The organism is Moraxella sp. CTOTU46711, from assembly GCF_031975715.1.
In the GTDB taxonomy this organism is placed as follows: domain Bacteria; phylum Pseudomonadota; class Gammaproteobacteria; order Pseudomonadales; family Moraxellaceae; genus Faucicola.
On the sequence record NZ_DALYMP010000005.1, the window covers coordinates 130,849 to 150,385 of the forward strand.

Sequence of the window (19,537 nt, forward strand, 5' to 3'; positions counted from 1 at the left end):
CGTGCCAGCGGCCACCAGTGCCGTTTTGGTTGGTTGGGATGAGGTGACTATCTATAATCAACTTATACCGAGCCAAACAGCTCATTCACTACTGCACTTAAAGTTACTGGAGTCATCATTATGAACCTACCTCAAAATCAGCAATTCGTTCGCTTATTAATTTCTATGGGCTGGCAACCGATTCATCCCATTAACGTTAAAACTGGCAAGCAAAGCCATGAGGTAGTGGGGTGCCTATATCCGCTTAGTAATGGAGATTCTGTTTGCTACCGGCGCTGTTATACCTTTAGCGTTTCTCAAAAAGACCATGTAAAACTTTACTGCAAAAACGACTCGATTGATTTTGGTGGCTGGCATGTGGTGATGACTGATGACCTGGCGGATATGGCCAAACAACTTCACGCGTATGTCGATGGTATGGCTAAACTACTGGTGTGGCTAGAAAAACAGTTAGAGGCTTGCTTAGCGCCGGGGACACAAACGGTTGACCAGTGGGTGAGTGCTGATAGCGAAGGACTAGATTGCCATATTTATACCAGCGATGATGAAAAGGCGCAAGAGGCTATCAAAGCCACATTTTATCCGCTATGCGAGCGTCATGGCGTGACTTCCACAGACACACAAACGGTAGTAGTAACAATGCAATTACCATTAACTGATTACATTGGCCTAGCAGGTAAAAAATATGCTTAAAAATTTTAATCGGGAGACTATTAAGGTTGGTACCACGCTTTTTTTGGTACCAGCCCACTTAAAAACTGCTAAGCCCCAACTCATTACGATTAATAAAGTGGGCAGAAAATTCGCCTACTTTGGTGTCCGCGGCAAAATTGATTTAGATACGCTATCGGTTGTCTCAGAAGGTTCAGGTACACCGACACTGTGGGATAGTGAAGCGGATTACCAAGCCTATCAACAACAATTAGCCGTAATTGCGGAATGTCGTGACGCGTTTTGCTCTTATGAATTGGCTAAACGCAAAAAACTGACCTACGAAAAAGCAGTCAAAATCTTGGCAATTTTAAATGATGAAGAATAAGGAAGCTATCATGGTATCTCACGCACAATTCACCCAAGTGGCCAATCAGTTAAACAGTGGTAATGATACATCAAGTTTGGTGCTGACCGCCTATAACGATTTTGCCGCTGAAAATAAGTTAGCCCAGGTTCGTAAGTTTGATGAAGATGAAATAGTGCAATCGTTTAAGAATACAACGTATAAGGCTCTCTATAACGCCGTCACACATGATCATTTCAATAGACGTGATAGTTATTGGTACGATAAGTTTGGCAGGGTAGTGACCTTTAGCGCACTTGAAGAAGTCAAATCACCCTTATCCGGTCATGACCGTGAGAAATTTATTTTTTGGTTATGCGAGGACGAGCGTTATCGTCGCTATGATTTTTTTAAGGATATGCCAAGCCTAGGCTAACTTGAGAAAAGCCATATAATATATAACTAATTTCTAAGACAGCATTTTTATGAGTATGTTAACATGAGCTTGATTAAATATTTTCAAAAGAACCACTGATTATGCGAACTAAACAGACGATATTGTTTATCCTACCGATCATATTTGCTATAGGCTTTTTTCTTCCTTTGAGCATTATGAAAGCGCATATACCGATGTCGTCCGTCTTTGGCCAAGGGGTTCAAGAGGATTTTGAATTAAGCTTATCTGCCTTCAATATGCTAACCGACAACAGCAAAGTTAAATACGACCCTATATTCATTAGTAGTCTTATTTTAATGCCAGTTTTTACTGTGATTATTGCTGTAACCCAAAAATACAAATGGTTGTTTACTCTTAGCTCAACGTTCCTCTTATATATTTTCTCTACAATATACTTATGGAAATTGAATACCACTGATGAGTTACTTCAAGACGTGCCGATAAGATTCGGTATCGGGTGGGCTTTTTTCATTATTCCTTCTCTTATAATGTTAGTAATGGGATTGATAGCTTTATCCAAAGATGAATGAAGAAACGTTTTATCTTTTATATAGTCTAAGGGTATAAATGATTGTTAGAGATAAGTCATATCAATAAATAGGTCAGTAATATCGAGGGAAAAATGAAAAAGCTTGTATTGTGTCTTGTATATAGTTTATTGGCCATCCACAGTCATGCAGAGGTTAACTCTACATGGGATGAAGAAAAATACTATATTAGCGAGAATGACTCAAAAGGCGTCAATAATGATGAACAAATGGAAAAGGCTTTAATTAAAGCGGCTAAAAGTTATGCACCTTACCATTTGTGCGGTGATTACAATGGTTCAGGCGACTTAAATAATACCAGTTATTATTACTATAATCTTGTAACCACTGAGTATGATAGAAAACTGATCAATAAATACGGAAGTCGTGAAAATGTAGCTAATGCTCTTTATGATAAATTAGACCGGCTAGTTAAAGATGAAAAGCAACGCTTAGTGCATAATGGCATTGGACGTGATATGTGTAAGAAATTGGAAGGCTTAGAAAGAGAATACTAATTTTTCATATCGACTTTATTGCAGGGAAACATTTAATATGCGCCTTAGAAATTTTACTTTAATTAATATTGCTTTATTACTGGTCGGCTTTAATTCAAGCTTTGCACAGGCTGCATCTATGACTGTTTTCAAAGATTCTACTGGTCAAGTTTTATTGACAAATGTTGTTAATAAAGACGGTTCACCTATATCGCCAAAGTGGAAGGAATTTAAAAAAATTCCCCAAAAAAATACCATGCCAAGAAAACAGGAATCGACACAAGAAGCTCGACCGGAGAACCGTGTATATGATGCAGCCGCAGCTGCCGCTGCAACTGCCTCTCTACCAGCTCCTTACACGCCAGGCCTCGCCGTTACTAAATATGCCTTCAATGAGGCTCCGTATAAAATGAGGGTTTTATTTAACGAAGATAGCTATCTGAATGGATCAATTCAAAAAAAGGTTAATGATCTAGCACCCTATGATTTATGTGGTTACTCCAATAATGAGGCTGAGTTTCAAAAATTTATAAACAAATATTATGAAAATTCTTTCTTTGACGGAAGCTATTTAAGAGGTATATATAGTTCAAAAAAAGACCTGGAGAAAGATTTAAAGCCATTATTAGCTGACGCCTTGGAGGTTAGAAAAGCCTACATTGTAAATAATTTAGGAATATCTAAAAATATGTGTAAAGACTTAAAATCGCCAAAATAGACTATTTGCTTTATTCCATCATTTAACAAACCGATAACGACAACTTATCGGTTTTTTTGTCGCCGACAACCCTTAAATCTAAACCAAAAGAAAACAGTAAATCGTAGTGGGTATAAGCAACATGCGACGGTCCAACATGCCCAAACTAATATCCTGCCAGCATCAAGCCCCCTATAATGAACCCATACCAAGCAAGAAATACTTGGTTAATCTTTCACTCAAAGTTACTGGAGTTTTGTTATGACCGATACCGTTTTCGCCGAAGCTGTTACCACACCAAACACCCTGCTAGATATGGTTAAAAAAGGGCAGATTGATGTTAACAAGTCCCCAGCAGCGTTCTTTCCATTATTTGACCAAGACATCAACGAAGGTATGCGCTTTATTGCAACTGTGCAAGATTTAATGTCTGACATTTCAGAAGAATTTGCCGAAGATAATAGTTATGGGATGCAAATTCTACCGTTTGCTGTGATAGATGACGTCATTTTATTTTATGCTAACCCTGAAAAAAGTTACCTAGCTCATAATTATGGCAATTATAGCGATGAAAACATTGATGGCGTGATGTTAGGCATTGTGGGGACGTTATACGCCTTAAATCAGCTATGTATCTATCACTTTCAGCACAAAAATACCAAATGGAATGAATTTTACGCGGATAAATATCACGCACTGCGTAACTGGTTTTATGGCAATATCGACAAAATTATCGAACATGGGACGCCTGATGAAGTCTTAGCAGCCAAACGCGCCTCAAACGCATTTTTTAGCCTGACTGATTAACAAACCCACCCAGCATTAAGAACCGCCAAAATCTTAGGCGGTTTTTTTTCGCAAGCGGATTAATGGCTAACCAAAAGAAAACAGTAAATTAATAGGGGAGTAAGTCCAAAGCCGCTTGCAGCCTGACCTAAACCGCTGTCCCCTTAAATTTGCCCACCCTATAATGAACCCATACCAAGCAAGTATGGTTATCTTTTTTTCACTCACTACTCAAATTAACTGGAGTAAAAATCATGACTAATTCAACCCCAAAATCCCCTGCGTATAGCCTATCTGACGCACCAGCGGAACGTCTAATCGAAGCGATGAACAACAAAACAGGTCTAGGTTTGCTTGCACTTGATGATGCCTATGGTCTTGATAAGAATGATAAGGGTTTCATCTTGCCAGCTGATTACCTAGAGGACAATTTGCCAACCTTTATCATCGAAAAGGCTGTAAAAAACTATGGTGAAAAATTGACTTTGGTGGACTTATACGACAACCAAGATGAATTTGGTGCCGTGATGCCTGATACCTTGATGATTACTTTATCATCCGAGCAGGTCGCCACGCTAAAAAATGAGATTAAACAGGTGCTATCAGTATTGCTTGGCATTCACTCACTTGACGATTACCGCGCCTTTTCTGAGCGCGTCCGTCAAGCCAACAACTCTTATGCACGTCTTGGACGTATGAGCTTTAGCTTAGACAATAGCAATTTTGAATTAGACAGTGAAGTTGAAAATGGCGAACACGTTGAAGTGGTCGAATTTCGTTACCGTACCAACGTATCACTGCATATTGACACCAGTGAATATTATTTCCATTTCAGTGATATGAAAGACTTTGCGGTGAATGTGACCCTATCGGTCGATGCGCGTGATTTTAATGGCAAATCGTATGTCGAGATTTATACCGGCATGGGTACATTGGTTGAGGCGGTATTTAAGTAACCAAACAGGCTGGCTTGCTGTCATCAAGCCAGCCTCAAACGGTTTATACCAGCGTTTGATATTTGAATAATAAATTGGAGATTAAATTGGCTACTAAATAAGGGGGTAGGCTATAAAATTTTAGTATTATCAATCAATAACACTCAAAAAAATCCCTTATCTAGTAGGGATTTTTTATCACCGCTTGCCGTAAAACCACCGCCTTTAGGCGGTGGATATAAGGCAAACAACACGACGCATAATGACGTATAGCCAACCTAGCACCTTGAAACCTTAAACATAACTTGCCACACTAATTCCGATGAAAACACTCAAGCTACGCATACGAGATAAACACACAGACCAACTAAACCGCCTAAGCGGTGCGGTCAATTTCGTATGGAATTACATTAATGACTTGAGTTACAAGCACCTACAAAAAACTGGCAAATTCTTTAGTGCCTACGACCTAAACGAATACACCAAAGGTAGTGGTGAACTGCTAGGCTTACACAGTCAGACCATCCAAGCCATCAACGAAACCCACGCCAAATCGCGTCGCCAATTCAAAAAAACCAAACTTAACTGGCGCACTAACCACTCAAACTCTAAGCGTAAATCATTAGGGTGGCTACCGTTTAAACAATCGGCTATTAAACACATTGCCACCCATGTCACAGGTAAAAAGGGCTTAAAATCAACCCTGCAACTATCCCTAGCCAAAGGGCAAAAGCTAGTCATCGACCTATGGGACAGCTACAATCTATCGCTGTATCAAATCAACACACTAGAAATCGTGCAAGACAGCCGTAACCGTTGGTATGCCTGTATTACCGTTAAAGACTACCCAAAACAGCAATGTGGAATTGGTAGAGTAGGTATTGATTTAGGTTTAAAAGACAGTGCCACCGCCTCAAACGGTGATAAACTCACCATTAAGCAGACCCTAAAATATGCCAAAGCGTTAGCCACCGCCCAACGTGCCAATAACAAGCAACGTGTCAAAGCGATTCACGCTAAAATCAAACACACACGCCAAGACTTAATTCATAAATTCACTACCCAATTAGTCAAAGATAATGCCCTAATCGTGGTGGGTGATGTGCAGACAACCGCTATCATTCAGCCACGTAAAAAAGATAAAAACAAACCAAAGAAACGTATGAAACTAGCTAAATCGGTTTACGATGCCGGTTGGTTTGAACTTAAACGACAACTGACCTACAAATGCGAGAACGCAGGTTGCCGTTTTGAAATCGTATCAGAGCGATACACTACCCAAACTTGCTCGTGCTGTGGCGATACTTCCAGTAGTCCGAAAGGTAGAGCAGGTCTGAGAATAAGAGAATGGACTTGTGCTAAGTGTGGCATACGGCATGATAGAGATATCAATGCTGCTAAGAACATTCTTGCGGTCGGGCTTGACCGTCTAGCTGTAGGAATCCCCTTGCTTTAGCAAGGGGAGGAAGTCAAAAATGACCACTTTTAGAAACCTGCCCAAAGTCGAATTATCATTATTGATAGCCATCGTCAGTCGCTCAAATCATCATTCAATATTTTCAAAAAGAAAATAGTAAAAATAGCGGGGGATCAAGCCCCAAGCGGCCGACAGCCTCGCTTGATATGCTTAATTCTCGTGGGTGTGAATGCCATAATAAGACATCGACAACGACAACACAGCAGGAGAAACAGCATGAAAACTCAAGATATCGTAACCAAACTAGCCGCTATTAATGTTGGTATGACAGTAACGGCTATTGCCAAAGAGGTATTTCCCGATATCCCACATCAACACTACCAGGCAGAAGCTCACAAAAACGTTTTATCGTATTATGCTTACCTAGATAGCCACAACCGCAAAGTGTTCTGTCGATGGCTTGATAATAAGGTCATCGGCTAATTGGTCAAGTTCCCCTTCCAAACATTCTGTATATAAGTTCAATAGAAAAAGCCCTCTTTATATTAAAGAGGGCTTTTTTATGCGGTAAATTTAGGAGTGGTTAGCTCCCCACTGGATAGGACTTACTGCATATTTTAAAGTCTATCATATTTGCAATCGCTGTCAACTTTAGTGTCGAGGCGCGTCGGTGCCACAATCTAAACAATCATAAAACCTGCCAACAGAAAACAGTAAACAGTCAGAACGTCAAGCCACAAGACGGCCGCCAGCTCGCCTAAGACGCTATATCGTCAAACCTGCACCGCCTATAATGAAGTCATCATAAGCAGCATACCCATAGGAGACATCATGCGTATTGATTTTTATGCAGACACAAATGAAAGATTTACCCAGCATGTCAAAATTGCTGAGTCATTGGGAATTGACATCGAAGAAGTTGAAAGCCAAGCCTGGGAAGTTTTAAGAGAGTTTGATTACGAAAACCTGCCAAGTCCTTCAAACACATTTATTGAGGCGGTTTATCGACAGATTAATCAAAAAGTATCATTGGTTTATGGTGATGCCATCACTGTATCGTACTATGCAAATTGTTTAGATAGCCATCTATACATGAACGATGAAGAAATTACTCGTCTTAGCGATTTTAAAGCAGTCATTTCAACCATCAATGAAGGTGAGGGCGCATAGCCCCACCCATATAGTTCACTCAATCACACTGGAGTATTTTTATGCCTTCTTTAGCCAATATCATCGAAAATATCAGTTCCACCAGCACGGTAAAATCTATCTCGATTCCTAAGTACAGTAAATTTGGCTTGACCGTCGCAAACGATTCGCAATCAGCTCAGGTGGACGCTTACCGCTGGCTGGATTTAACCCTAGTTACTGCTAACGGCGTCGAGGTATTAACGCATATTTGCCTGAAACAACCTTTTAATAATGTGGCGATAAATGATATTGGCAACTTAAATCAACAGTTTAAGGAAAGTCTGCCTGATTTAGCGTTTGCCCCTTATAGCCAACCAATTCAGCCAATTTTGTTTAATTTTGATGATGCCCAAAACATGACGATTGAGGACTTTAGCTTTGAAATGATAGATGACACTTATCCAATGGAGGATATCGCACTATTACTTGTGAGCAATATTATCGACGATATTAATGCCAGCAAGAATGGCTCCATGTATCAACGAATACATACTGCGTTTATCGAAAGTTTCACTGATTAAAGGATAGCTATCACGATTGGGATTGGCTGGCAAACTTGCCAGCTTTTTTTATGCCCAAAATCACCGTTTAACTGGTCAACAGGTAATCGGATTATCAGTAAAAAGAAAACAGTAAACTGGTCAATAGCTAAGGGCGAAGCCGCTTGCAGCCTAGCCTGAACTGCTATAACACTGCCCGACATCACCCTATAATGAACCCATACCAAGCAAGAATAGTTTGCTTATCTTCAACTCAGACACACTGGAGTTTACACCATGCTTAATTTCGCTTTAATGACGGAATTAACCGTCCAACTTGAAAACATTACTAGACGCAAACGCATCAAGTTATGGAACGAGTATGCAATAGCCAATGATAAGCCAAGAATCCTACAGTCAACAGCTGAAAATCTCATTGTTGCCCTGGAAAACGACTTGTCATTGTATCTATCTGCTAAGTGCGATGAAAAATTGGGTGTTTACCAATCATTTTCTATCATAGATAAAACGATCAAATTCTTTGATAACTTAGACGATGAAGATTCGCCATACGAAGATAGCAAGCTTGCATCATGGCTACTTAGTGATGACGTGATGAACAAATACGGTACTTATTTTGACCAATCGCGCCTTGAGCAATGTGAGCAAAATTCGCTGTCACTATCGCGTATCTACTCATGTTGTAAAGGCGTGATGTCGCTTGCACCAGTGCTTGACAACGAACCCAAGCTTGAGAACTTTCAAACACAGCAAGGCTTTTTAGCCGCATGGCTTAACTGGGCAGATTCCGAAATGCTACCTAGTTACCAAGCCATCTAAACAGCATTGAAGCTAGGTATGGAAGGTTGCCTAGCTAACCCAAATCTTTAATCTTTATAAGGTGGTCAGATATGAGCGTCCAATTCTATAAAAATCGTACATTAGATTTAAGCAAGCCTGTGCGCGTCTATAAAAACTTAAACAATGGCATGATGTCGATTCAGCAGAATGGAAAAGTGGTGTGTCACACTGACTATGTGACTTTACGTGACGTATTTTTTAAAGTCAGCGAAGCAAGCCGTCAACGCGCCATCCGGGATAAACAGCGCAATGTTCACGCCTTCGCCTGTGGCTTGGTGGTCAATTTTGATGCTCAAGCCATCACGACTGATGGAAACGATATCAGCTACAACCCTTTTAAAAAGCCTTATTTTTACCACAAAACTGGCTTAAGCGAAGCAAAGCCAAGTGGCAAGGATGTGCTGTACTGCTCAAGTAACCAAACTTGTTTTATCTAACCTATTAAATTGTCGAGAGGTTTTTATGATTCCACACCGTATTGCAACGCCATTACTAAGAAAATTTTTCCAAAGTTTCTGTCAGATGGATATTTCACAAGCTATCCAAGTACCACAAGACCATAGCCATCTATGCGTGTTTCATGATGTTGATATTGGCTGTTTTGAAGTCTCGAAAGTGGCAAATGATGCCATTTGTTTTAAGCACCTTGGTAGTGATTTATTATACCGCGTCAAAAATACTCAGATTGATGGGCGTGATGAAGTGGTGTTGCTTGCAGACCAACGCCAAAATAGCACGGTAATTTTTAATAGTCATCTGCTTAAGGAAGAAGATAACCACGACGATATCCTCCAGTGCTATTCTCAGATGCGCGAACAAATCTGTGGCATCTAGCCAAATCCAAACAATAAAGCCGTCAATTTTGATGGCTTTTTTTATAGCAATCAGTTGTCAGGAATTTGTCAGTATTGTTGGTCGCTCAAGCGCGATAATCTTTAAATGCAGTTAAAAGAAAATAGTAGAGCGATCCAATATAACCACAATGTGCTGGCCACTATTTCCCATAGCGCATGCTCGAGGCTCAGGTACGCTATAAAATAAACCCAACTCAATCTAACTGGAGTTACACAATGTCTTTATTACAATCTCACCCACTTGTTGCCACCACGCCAGCAGAACTTGACCCAATGCTGGCAGGTTGCAAAACCACCGCCATCAATAGTCAGACGTTTAGCTTTTCATTTTATCGAGCAAAGCCAGTCAATCATAAGAAGGCTATTGAGTTTTACCGGGTGGGTAACTTTTATACCAAGTCCCTTGAGCATGCCAAAGAGCTGAACTTTGAGTATGAGGTAAAGACAGCTATCCCGATGTTTTCACAAAGACAATGGCATTGTGATAAAAACAAAAACTTGCTGGAGAAAATTAAAAGCCGTCAGCTCAACATGACAGCCAGCACTCTGCATCTACTGGATAAGTATGGCTTTTCTTATTTGGAAATCTTAAGTCTAAATAATTTAATCGGTAAACGTATTGACATGTTGCCAGCTGCGGATATCGACAATTTAAACCTACTGCAAGACAAATACCAAGTTGTTTTTAATTTTGATGACAAGATGGATGGCAAGACCTACATCAATTTATCAGACGTTACCGGTGGCTTTGCCAACCCAGCAACACATTCACGCCCAAGCTTTGTCTTTATACTGCAACGCTTATGGTAATCCACACTCTTATCACGCCAGTACGAGGTACACTATGTCCCAATTTAACCAAAACGACTTAGCAACGTTAATGAGCCAACCAGTTAATCGGGAAATCCTATTTTTAGATAAGTCCGTCTTGCCGGAAGGCGAGATAACGATTGATGCGGTATTAAGTCTGTATCGCCAAAGTGACAAGGGTATGATGGGTATTAATCAGCTTGTCACCTTATTGGTCAGCGCAGAGCAGCTCAATGACTTGCTACAAAACAATAAGCCATTGGCAAGTTTGGTATTGCGTGATGACACAGACCTTGCCAGCTTTCATCTTGATATCGACGAGACCATGAGAACATTCATGCACACCGGTCACGGCGGACTCAAAGGGTTTGATAGTGACCATGATGTCATTGTCTCAGAACTTGACCAAACCTTGTTAAAAGATTGGGCAACACAAATTCAATCTGAAATAAATGCGTGGCGTGAGCCGGCGATGTTGGCTGATGCCCAAATTGAATTTTATCAAAGCGAGTAGAGAGCAAAGTCTGAGTTTGGAGGACTCGGCCCACAATATAGAGCAGGTAAATAAAGGAAAATAGTAAAGCGGCAAAACATAACCACAACAGCGTTGTTAACTATGCCTAGTTTAATGGGATAAAAACCCATGACCGCCTAGAATGGGTTTATCAGTTTCAATGACAACAACTAGGGAACTATTATGGATAAATTAGTTTTAGGTTTCACCAATGCCCAAACCGCATTTTTAACGGCTGCCACTCAAGGTACAGCGTTTGCTTTTTACGCCGTTAATACCATCGTATCAAACAATATCAAATTTGATGGTGAGGTTAATTTTATTGAAGGTAAATTATTTGATGATGAAGTATTTACCACGCCAGCGGCTACCGTTCAGCAATTCATTGACCAACAGACAGAACTGCCGCTTGTCAATCTATCAAGTTTTTTTAAACCTTTGCCAAATTTTGAGAGTCAGACTTCGTTTGATGACTTGCCAACTGACATGGTTATTCATCAAACCCCTGAACAGCTTGCCGCATTTAAAACTGTGCTTCGTGACAACTTAGCGTTCATGGGTTTTAATAATGCCGCAGACGTTGATGCGTTCATTGCCAAAAGAAAAGCTTTTAGCAAAGATGGCAAGTACCTAGCTAATCTTACCCTAGATTTATTTGATGTTGATTTCTCATGGGATAATGACAACCTTGACCAAGCCTTTACGGATGAATGGTTTAACTTTACCTCAGCGACGCTGGCCATTTTAAATGATAGAGGTTACTCAGAATTTAATGACCCACTTGTTTTGCTCACTTATGAAGTTTGCGACTCAGACGATTTATTCATGTTAAATTTTCAAATGGAATTTAATCTTAAGAAACTTGTTGAAGCCGTGAACACTTAATATCATCATGCCAGCCAAAATCACCCTGTCAAATGATGGGGTTTTTAAAGCCTCGAGCAGGGCATAGCTACTAAACAATAAAAGGAAAAAAGTAAATCATACCTGATTAAGTCGGTTGCCGCTGGCACGATGGTTTGTAGTGCAAGCTTTTTAAATTGCTGGTTTCTATAATGACCCTATCACGTTAAACATTCATAACTCAAACAAACTGGAGCAACCCGATGTCAGACTTATCTAAAATTGTTGAAAACATTTCAAACACATCGAATATTCAAAAGGTGTATGTCTCAAACTTCACCAAGCTAACAACCTGCTTTAAAAAAGATGCAACCAACTTTGAGAAAGTTACCCTGCGTCGTAATTTATGTGTCGAGTTGATAACAGCTAAGAATGTTGAAGTAAGCCTCGATGCCTTTTTACAAATTGATGTACCCAATGTTGAATTTCATGACATGGGTAAAGTTAATGATATCTTTGCTTCAAGTGAACCGTTACTGGTCAGAAAATTACCATCGGATGACGAGTCACATATCTATCTTGATTTTGAGAAGGCAACGGAAATTGATTCTAGTAAGGTCAATCATCTTATGACAGATAATGTTACCCCGATGAAATTTTATCAGTCCGAGCTTGAGCAAATCATAGTTCGCGATATCAATGAGCATAAAGAGCTTGGAATATACCAAGCAATTTTAGAAGCCTTTAGAACAAGCTTCACCAAGTAAAAATTTTAAAGCCCAATGGCAAGTTTGACGTTGGGCGTTGAGCTGGCATGATAGATGCCAAGAACCCTTAAAAATTTGAAAGGAAACCTCATGAAAAAAATCTTTATCACTTTACTTGCGCTTAGTGCATTTAATGCGAATGCTATTTTGGTGACAGGCACTTGTACCCCAGGGGAAAAAATCACAGCCTATACCATGCCAAGCAATCCCAAGGAGAAATCAAAAATCCTAGATATTGAACGTTCAAATTTTGACCGGTATGTTACCTCTAGCGTTAACTACTATGGAAAGGTTGCTGTGACCAATGGCAAAAAGACGTATATTTTTGATTGCAAAAAAAATAGTCCTAATGAGTGTACCTGGCATGGTGCAAATTTTCGTTAATCAAATATTTCAACAGACCCTAGTTACTTGACTAGGGTTTTTTATACCTGAGGTTGAAGAATAACCGATAACTTAATTTTAATTGAGGAAAAAGAAAACAGTAAGCCGTTAGTGTAGTGGTTAAGCACTTAGCGATCGACAACGATACCTGAATAGCTAATGAAATTTAGTGTTAGCACTTACAATGAAATCAAGCAAAGGCAGTAGGGCCTTGGTGAACGTACTCAACGTTACTGGAGTTAAAAATGTCTCACTCATTTAAGTATCAGATAAAATTTAAAATCGGTAAGCAACGTAACTGGCGTGATGTTTGCCGAATGGCTGATTATAACGCGGCGGTAGAACATGCCAAAGCAATGCGCCTACAACCTGCCAAAGATTACAAGGCTGCTGCACCCACTATCAAGATGGCAGTGATGGAATATAACCAACTGCTTGCCGAAGTTTAAGGAGAGCTATTGTGAATACCCAAACTGATTATCAGGAAGGCCAAGAGACAATCATGTCAAATACTCAACCCAACCACCAATCAAAAACTTATAACTTTATTGATTTAAGTTCGTCTGCTCAAGCACAAGCTTATCAAAACTGGCGTAAGGAAATTATTACCAAGCATGGGTATGACTTCATCACCGAATTAAATCGTTTGCTAGAGATTTTAGGTCAGCATGGTTTAATAGTTAGTTTAACTTCGACTGGTGAAGATTGTGATTTTAATATTTCGATTACTAACACCCCAACTGATAAAACTGCAATAGCATTTGCAAAAAGTGTATTACTGGATATTGAGAATGATAGCCTAATGCAAGGTTACGGTATTATAGGTATCGTTATATCTGACCTTAACTACCTGATCCAAAATGGTGACTATCATCTATTCGTTGATAGCTTATGTTATTGCATTGAAGAAGATTATGAGAGCCGAGTCTGTTATGAAGCTTTTGAACACAATTATTCTTATGAATATGAGTACGATTTTAATGGCTTCATTCTTAAGCGGTAAATTACATTAGATGAAAAATTGCAGGGCTTAAAAGTCAGCCATAATTTTTATACTACCTTACAAATTAGAGAGCCATCCTTCGTGATGGTTTTTTTATGCAGCCGTTTTAATTAGTCAAATTATTGTTATAAAAGTCGCAGCGGTGTTATCCAAATTTCTTAAAAAAGAAAATAGTAGGACAGTAAATGTATTAAGCTGTAAGTGGGTGACAGAACTATCAATATCAATTCATTCTGCAAAACTGAGTTGCTATAATGGCTTCATTGATAAGGCAAGGGGCTTTATCAAGACCACCCAATACCGGGTATTTAGTTTTAGACTTTTAAAAAAAATGGTAAGTCTAATAGGAGAATTTATGAACCGTGTTATTTTAACTGGCTTGGTTGGGAGCGAACCAAACGTTATTAATTTTCAAGATGGCTCTAAAAAAGTTACTGCTTCATTAGCAACTAGCGAAAGATGGACTGATAAAAATACTGGTGAACGTCGCGAACGCACTGAATGGCATACGATTGTATTCCCACCTAATAATCATGAGACTGTATTAAAATATTTAACCAAAGGCAGACGCATTGAGGTAGAAGGTAAAATCCGTTACCGCAAACATACCAATCAAGAAGGTAAAACCAGTTACTACACTGAGATTGATTGTTCGCATTTTGAATTTGTAGGACCAGCAGTACCAGGTTCGATTAACCCAGAGCAAGTACATGAAAGCACAATGCCTAACACTAATGTAATAGATGACTTACCATACTAATCAATTTTGATGCTGAGATTAAATGCCCTAGTTAAATTACTAGGGTATTTTTTTGGTTGGGTTTTATTACTAGAGGGTAATTGGTTAGGCAAAGAGACAGAAAATTTTTCGCGGTAGTGGTCATCTTTATCTAAAAGAAAACAGTAAAAATGTAGGAATAATGACCTAAATACATTCCAAACCAAACTGTACTTTAACTGAAAAAATACAACGAACGTTCATCATCATTTCATTTTAGTATCAGAATAGTGTCTCATTCCCAATAACAATCAATTCATGAGCTGCGCCAGCTTAGTGAACAACAATACTCAAAAATTGCTATAAATGGTGTTTTTGAACAAAAAATATAATACTTTTCTAAACACAGGGTTTTTGGATTTTTTTGCGTGTATGTCAACGTTACAACGAACAAAAATTAGATGGCAGGAAATAAAAAATCCATTTTTCAGGGTTAAAAAACCATTATATTTGCAAAAAAACCATTTTTTTACATGATATAACCATTTTATATTGGTAAAAAACCATTTTAAGCGGCATTTAACCATTTTCTATCGTATTTCATCCATTTTTTCTTAGCTTTATCCATGTTATCTAGATAAATAACCATTTTTAATGCAGAAAAACCAAAAAAAATAATAGAAAACCATTTTTGAAGCAGAAAAACCAAAAATTCGACTAAATAACCAAAAAAAACCCATTTTTACCAATAATTTGAAGGTTTAACCATTTTTAAGAGGTTAATAAACATTTTTGAACTTAAAAAACCATTTACTGATGGTTTTTATCCAAAAAAAATCGCTTTTGACCAAACTTAAAAAGCGTTTATCCAAAATAAACTAATAAATACCAAAAATAAGCCTATAAAAACCATATATTTTCTTAAATATACTGTTTTTTTGAAATATAAGTCTTTTTTTATATGATAAAATGCTGGTAGTAAGATAATATTTACCTGAACAAAATTTACTGAAATTGAGGGCTACTTAACATTTGAATTGGCTATATAGATAGATTTTTGTTTGTTAAGCCTTAGCTTTAAGTTAAGTCATTTTTTGTTTATCTAAGCAACGCATTTATTAATTAAGAATTTGGGATATTTATGAAAGCAACTCGCAAACTAGCAATGCCATTTTTAACTGCACTTACGATTGTTGTTACTGGATGTACTAGCATCCAAGGTGGTAGCTATTCATCCATTAATAAGTTATCTACCCTTCAAGTAACTGCCCCAAGTCCATTGGAGATTATCAGTCAAGAAACTCAAAAAGCGATGAACGCGCAACTGAGTTTGACCAAATACCGCCAAACATATAACGAGACCTTGGGGGCATATAACTTAGATTTTTCAAAGGATAAAATTCGTGTGAATTATATAGGTAAGCCACAAGGTATTTTAGAATCCATTGCCATTAAGTATGGCTATCGTTTCCTTGAGCAAGGGTATCGCACTGACAATTTACCAACTGTTAATTTTACCGATTACAATGCCACGCCTGAGGATATTGTGATTGCAGTTGATAGCCAACTTCAACAAACTGCCAATATTGCTATCGACAAACAAAATAAAACTATTGTATTAATCTATAAGTAAGGGCTGAATAAATGAGAATGACATTTAAATTAAACAGCCTTGCAAAGGGTGGCTTATTGGTAGCAGCTTCAATAGCTAGTTTTGATAGCCAAGCAATTAACTATGAACAAGATATCAATAACATCTATGACTTATTGCATTTTCAAAGTCAAACTAGAAACATGAATGATAAAAGTCGCAATGGTCTAGTTGAACAGCAAATGCGTTTAAAATTGATTGAAGATTTTGCCCGACAATCTGCTATTAAAGCTGCAATGATTGCAACCAATAAACAGATCAACAATATCATTCAAACTGATAGTCGTCAGTTGGACGCAATTTATAATTTCAATGCTTTAATGATTCAAGGAAAAGTTGTACCACCAGTTATCAGTGAAGCCAATGATTTATATAGCCAAAAAGGTACTGACCAAATTCGTTTAACTAAACGTGTTTACAACATTGAGAAGCAAGCCAGCTTTTCAAGTACAGCACCTAATTGGCGCAGCTACTTAAATGTAAATTATGAAGCGGATGCCTTCGATAAAATTTCTTTCATGGGTGGTGATCTTTCTCCACGCAATGAAGAAGAAAAGCGTGTTTGGGAAAAGGCAACGGTAGATGGATGGAACATCGGGGTTAATGAAGCTGGTATAGCATTACAGCAGAAACTCGAACGTCTTAACCGCGATTACATCGGCATGATTAAATTCCACTTGCTTGCCATGCAAGGTCGTATCACCATGCCAGCCATTTCTAGTTACAACCTATATGATAAGAACACTGGCATTCAATGGTCTATCGACGAAAAATTATTACGCATTGACACGCTACCACAATTTAAACAAGTGGGTGCCAATGAAATTTTATCTTCTTATGAAAGTGGTGTAGTGGTCAGACAACCAACTGGCGGAACAAGCATTGTACTTAATGAAACACCAGCTGCTCAGAAAATCAATCAGTCGTTAACTAATTCAAATAACGTTGATAGCAATAATATAGTCAACGCACGTCCAACTGATTTTAATAAGAACAACCAATCTATCCCACCGCTTAATACTATCGAGGTAAGTAAAGGGTTGGTGTTTAATAACCAATCTGCTACTGCACCAAGCGACGTTAATACACAGCCAGTTATCAATACTGCGCCAAATAAAAAAACCAAGCAAAAAGCTACTAGCAAAAAAAGCAAGACGTCATACCGTACTAACAATAATACAGCCCAGCAAGTCACACCCAGCTTTGCAACACCAGTAATGAATACGCCAACTGCTAAAGGCGCAGACCAAACTATTCTTTTGCATGGCTATATTAATCGAAGTTTGCCTGATCAAAGTGCAAACGTAATAAAACCATTGCCGACGATAGCAAGCAACAAAAGTGATAGTCGTGAAACGGTTAGCAAAACTTTTGAAAAAGTAAATAAGCAAGAAGATATTGCACCCAAGCCTAGCTTATCACCACTTGATTATGTCAAAAACCCATACGCGCCTACGCAAAACTTGGTGATCAATAACACTGTAACTTATCAAGTGAAACAAGAGGATGTTGTAAAACAATAATGGAAACTTTTGCGATTAAGAAGAAAGAAGCTGAACCACAAAAACCTGTTATTGTTCAAAAAGCCCCGGAGTCAATTTTGGGGACAGAAATCCCTGCCTTGGATCGTCGTACCCAATACGTCGATCCATTGGTTTTCGGAAACGAAGGTAATGACAATCACCTACGATTATTATTCACTGAGATTGCAGAGCAAGATAGCATTAGCGACATCATAATCATTCCTGGATATCCGGTATTGGTTAAGAAAAAACGTCGAGGGTTAAAGGCTATTACTTATCGCATTATGCAACGGCATGAGTGCGAGTACCTAGCAAGAAAGTTAACTGGCAACAATACCTTCCTTATTAATATCAGTGAAGGGAAATGTCTAAGTGGTCAAGCTAAGATGCTTGATGGAAATATTGTGAATGATGAAGATTATGAAAAACAGGCTAAACAATTTGCAGAAAGTAAACGTCGCCGTTTTCGTTACGAAATTACTGGCTGTGCATCTGCCATTCATGAAAATTCATTTTCAGTCATTTTAAGACCATTGGCTGACGAACCCACCCCTTATTATAAATTAGGCATGTCAAAAGAATTTGTCCTCGATTGCATTATTCCTAGCGGTATTGTCATTATTTCAGGGGCAACAGGGGAAGGTAAGTCAACAACATTGGCTGCAATTTATCGTTATATCTTAGAAGAAGATACCTTAATAAAAGGTATTTTATTAACTCATGAGGACCCGATTGAAATTAATTACGACAAGGTAAAAAGTAAACATAGTGCTGTTATTCAAAGTTCAATAGGTCCTGGGCAAAACATTCTTACCTTTCATGATGCTAACCGTTCCGCGATGCGTCGCTCACCGGATGCAATCATGGTGGGCGAGCTGCGAGATTATAGTACCGTCGATGCTGCTATTGAATTATCAAACACGGGTCACCCAGCTTATGCCACTACGCATGCTAGTAATGTCCCTGCAATTTTGCCGCGTCTCATTAGTCTGTTTCCTGAAAGCATCCAACAACAAAAAGCTTTAGAACTTGCCGATACCATTCGGATGTTGATCAGTCAAAAGTTAATTGAAGATGTAAATGGCAACATGTTTGCAGTACGTGAGAGTCTTAAATTCACACCAGCATTAAGAGACTATCTAAAGAAAAAAGCGAAGAACCCTGACGACATGGTACGAAAAATTAAGATGATTGTACGACATGGCAAATTTGGCTCAGTTAGTTTTGAAGCTCAAGGCAAACAACTACTGGCTGAGGGGAAAATCAATTTAGCCAGTTATCGTCATTTAGTCGAGGAAAGTGAAGAACTATCCAAAGAAGAAATTGAAGAACTTGATTCTTACTAATAAAAGGAAAATCTATGAATGGTCATTGGTCACAAGCCAGCCATAAACTAAATGTATTTGGTTTAAATGGTGTGGCTGCCTTTTTAACAATTCCACTGCTGCTGCTATGCAGTTTGTCTTGGTTCTTTTTAGTAATTTTGATTGGTATGTGGGCTTACTGCATTATCTTTGAAAACATACTCAAAATGCCACTACGTTGCTCATTTGCATTAATCAGAACAGCCATTACTGGCACAGATAAAAATAGTAAAAATATCTCGAACCCCTTTGGTTTTTAATG

General features: G+C 38.6%; 26 protein-coding genes. All 26 read left to right on the plus strand.

All coding sequences use genetic code 11. The features are described 5' to 3' along the window. Positions 1 to 120: 120 nt before the first annotated feature. Positions 121 to 693: a hypothetical protein gene (locus RTJ53_RS08485; protein ID WP_312276599.1), complete on the plus strand. Its 573-nt coding sequence runs from the start codon at positions 121 to 123 to the stop codon at positions 691 to 693. Beyond that, positions 686 to 1,039 carry a beta barrel domain-containing protein gene (locus RTJ53_RS08490; protein WP_312276600.1) on the plus strand — a complete coding sequence of 118 codons (354 nt, stop codon included), beginning with the start codon at positions 686 to 688 and terminating at the stop codon, positions 1,037 to 1,039. Before RTJ53_RS08485 ends, RTJ53_RS08490 begins: the two co-directional genes overlap by 8 nt. Before the next feature lie 10 nt (positions 1,040 to 1,049). Beyond that, on the plus strand, positions 1,050 to 1,433 hold the full coding sequence (locus tag RTJ53_RS08495) for a hypothetical protein (RefSeq protein ID WP_312276601.1): 384 nt from the start codon (positions 1,050 to 1,052) through the stop codon (positions 1,431 to 1,433). A gap of 643 nt (positions 1,434 to 2,076) precedes the next feature. Beyond that, a complete protein-coding gene (locus tag RTJ53_RS08500) occupies positions 2,077 to 2,499 on the plus strand; it encodes a hypothetical protein (protein WP_312276602.1) in 423 nt (140 codons plus the stop codon). A 37-nt stretch (positions 2,500 to 2,536) separates the two neighbouring features. After that, entirely contained in the window at positions 2,537 to 3,196 is a 660-nt protein-coding gene (locus RTJ53_RS08505; RefSeq protein WP_312276603.1) for a hypothetical protein, read from the plus strand. Between the two features lie 240 nt (positions 3,197 to 3,436). After that, a complete protein-coding gene (locus RTJ53_RS08510; RefSeq protein WP_312276604.1) occupies positions 3,437 to 3,982 on the plus strand; it encodes a hypothetical protein in 546 nt (181 codons plus the stop codon). A 233-nt stretch (positions 3,983 to 4,215) separates the two neighbouring features. After that, on the plus strand, positions 4,216 to 4,917 hold the full coding sequence (locus RTJ53_RS08515) for a hypothetical protein (protein WP_312276605.1): 702 nt from the start codon (positions 4,216 to 4,218) through the stop codon (positions 4,915 to 4,917). A 301-nt stretch (positions 4,918 to 5,218) separates the two neighbouring features. Then, on the plus strand, positions 5,219 to 6,352 hold the full coding sequence (locus tag RTJ53_RS08520; protein WP_312276606.1) for an RNA-guided endonuclease InsQ/TnpB family protein: 1,134 nt from the start codon (positions 5,219 to 5,221) through the stop codon (positions 6,350 to 6,352). 237 nt (positions 6,353 to 6,589) lie between these two features. Next, a complete protein-coding gene (locus tag RTJ53_RS08525) occupies positions 6,590 to 6,796 on the plus strand; it encodes a hypothetical protein (protein ID WP_312276607.1) in 207 nt (68 codons plus the stop codon). Positions 6,797 to 7,144: 348 nt separating this feature from the next. After that, positions 7,145 to 7,483, plus strand: coding sequence for a hypothetical protein (locus RTJ53_RS08530; protein WP_312276608.1), 339 nt, complete (start codon positions 7,145 to 7,147; stop codon positions 7,481 to 7,483). Positions 7,484 to 7,524: 41 nt separating this feature from the next. Further along, complete coding sequence (locus RTJ53_RS08535; protein WP_312276609.1) at positions 7,525 to 8,025, plus strand: hypothetical protein; 501 nt, start codon at positions 7,525 to 7,527, stop codon at positions 8,023 to 8,025. Positions 8,026 to 8,280: 255 nt separating this feature from the next. Next, a complete protein-coding gene (locus tag RTJ53_RS08540) occupies positions 8,281 to 8,823 on the plus strand; it encodes a hypothetical protein (RefSeq protein ID WP_312276610.1) in 543 nt (180 codons plus the stop codon). 71 nt (positions 8,824 to 8,894) lie between these two features. Then, positions 8,895 to 9,281: a hypothetical protein gene (locus RTJ53_RS08545; RefSeq protein WP_312276611.1), complete on the plus strand. Its 387-nt coding sequence runs from the start codon at positions 8,895 to 8,897 to the stop codon at positions 9,279 to 9,281. 25 nt (positions 9,282 to 9,306) lie between these two features. Next, on the plus strand, positions 9,307 to 9,678 hold the full coding sequence (locus RTJ53_RS08550) for a hypothetical protein (RefSeq protein WP_312276612.1): 372 nt from the start codon (positions 9,307 to 9,309) through the stop codon (positions 9,676 to 9,678). Between the two features lie 236 nt (positions 9,679 to 9,914). Beyond that, positions 9,915 to 10,508: a hypothetical protein gene (locus tag RTJ53_RS08555; RefSeq protein WP_138018227.1), complete on the plus strand. Its 594-nt coding sequence runs from the start codon at positions 9,915 to 9,917 to the stop codon at positions 10,506 to 10,508. A 34-nt stretch (positions 10,509 to 10,542) separates the two neighbouring features. Then, positions 10,543 to 11,022: a hypothetical protein gene (locus RTJ53_RS08560; protein ID WP_128682001.1), complete on the plus strand. Its 480-nt coding sequence runs from the start codon at positions 10,543 to 10,545 to the stop codon at positions 11,020 to 11,022. Between the two features lie 183 nt (positions 11,023 to 11,205). After that, positions 11,206 to 11,907, plus strand: a complete 702-nt coding sequence (locus RTJ53_RS08565) for a hypothetical protein (protein ID WP_312276613.1) — start codon at positions 11,206 to 11,208, stop codon at positions 11,905 to 11,907. Between the two features lie 221 nt (positions 11,908 to 12,128). Then, a complete protein-coding gene (locus tag RTJ53_RS08570) occupies positions 12,129 to 12,632 on the plus strand; it encodes a hypothetical protein (protein ID WP_128681997.1) in 504 nt (167 codons plus the stop codon). Positions 12,633 to 12,722: 90 nt separating this feature from the next. Beyond that, positions 12,723 to 13,016 (plus strand): hypothetical protein, encoded by a 294-nt coding sequence (locus tag RTJ53_RS08575; protein WP_312276614.1) that lies wholly within the window; start codon positions 12,723 to 12,725, stop codon positions 13,014 to 13,016. Between the two features lie 245 nt (positions 13,017 to 13,261). After that, positions 13,262 to 13,465, plus strand: a complete 204-nt coding sequence (locus tag RTJ53_RS08580) for a hypothetical protein (RefSeq protein WP_312276615.1) — start codon at positions 13,262 to 13,264, stop codon at positions 13,463 to 13,465. Positions 13,466 to 13,476: 11 nt separating this feature from the next. Continuing rightward, positions 13,477 to 14,019, plus strand: coding sequence for a hypothetical protein (locus RTJ53_RS08585; protein WP_312276616.1), 543 nt, complete (start codon positions 13,477 to 13,479; stop codon positions 14,017 to 14,019). 355 nt (positions 14,020 to 14,374) lie between these two features. Then, complete coding sequence (locus tag RTJ53_RS08590; RefSeq protein WP_175405670.1) at positions 14,375 to 14,779, plus strand: single-stranded DNA-binding protein; 405 nt, start codon at positions 14,375 to 14,377, stop codon at positions 14,777 to 14,779. 1,099 nt (positions 14,780 to 15,878) lie between these two features. Continuing rightward, complete coding sequence (locus tag RTJ53_RS08595; protein ID WP_128681990.1) at positions 15,879 to 16,370, plus strand: DotD/TraH family lipoprotein; 492 nt, start codon at positions 15,879 to 15,881, stop codon at positions 16,368 to 16,370. An 11-nt stretch (positions 16,371 to 16,381) separates the two neighbouring features. Further along, entirely contained in the window at positions 16,382 to 17,911 is a 1,530-nt protein-coding gene (locus RTJ53_RS08600; RefSeq protein ID WP_312276617.1) for a type IV secretory system conjugative DNA transfer family protein, read from the plus strand. Beyond that, a complete protein-coding gene (locus tag RTJ53_RS08605; RefSeq protein ID WP_312276618.1) occupies positions 17,911 to 19,257 on the plus strand; it encodes an ATPase, T2SS/T4P/T4SS family in 1,347 nt (448 codons plus the stop codon). The genes RTJ53_RS08600 and RTJ53_RS08605 overlap by 1 nt, the downstream gene beginning before the upstream one ends. Before the next feature lie 14 nt (positions 19,258 to 19,271). Then, the gene (locus RTJ53_RS08610; RefSeq protein ID WP_312276619.1) at positions 19,272 to 19,535 is read left to right on the plus strand and encodes a hypothetical protein; all 264 of its coding nucleotides are present in this window, start codon (positions 19,272 to 19,274) and stop codon (positions 19,533 to 19,535) included. The last annotated feature ends 2 nt before the right edge of the window (positions 19,536 to 19,537 follow it).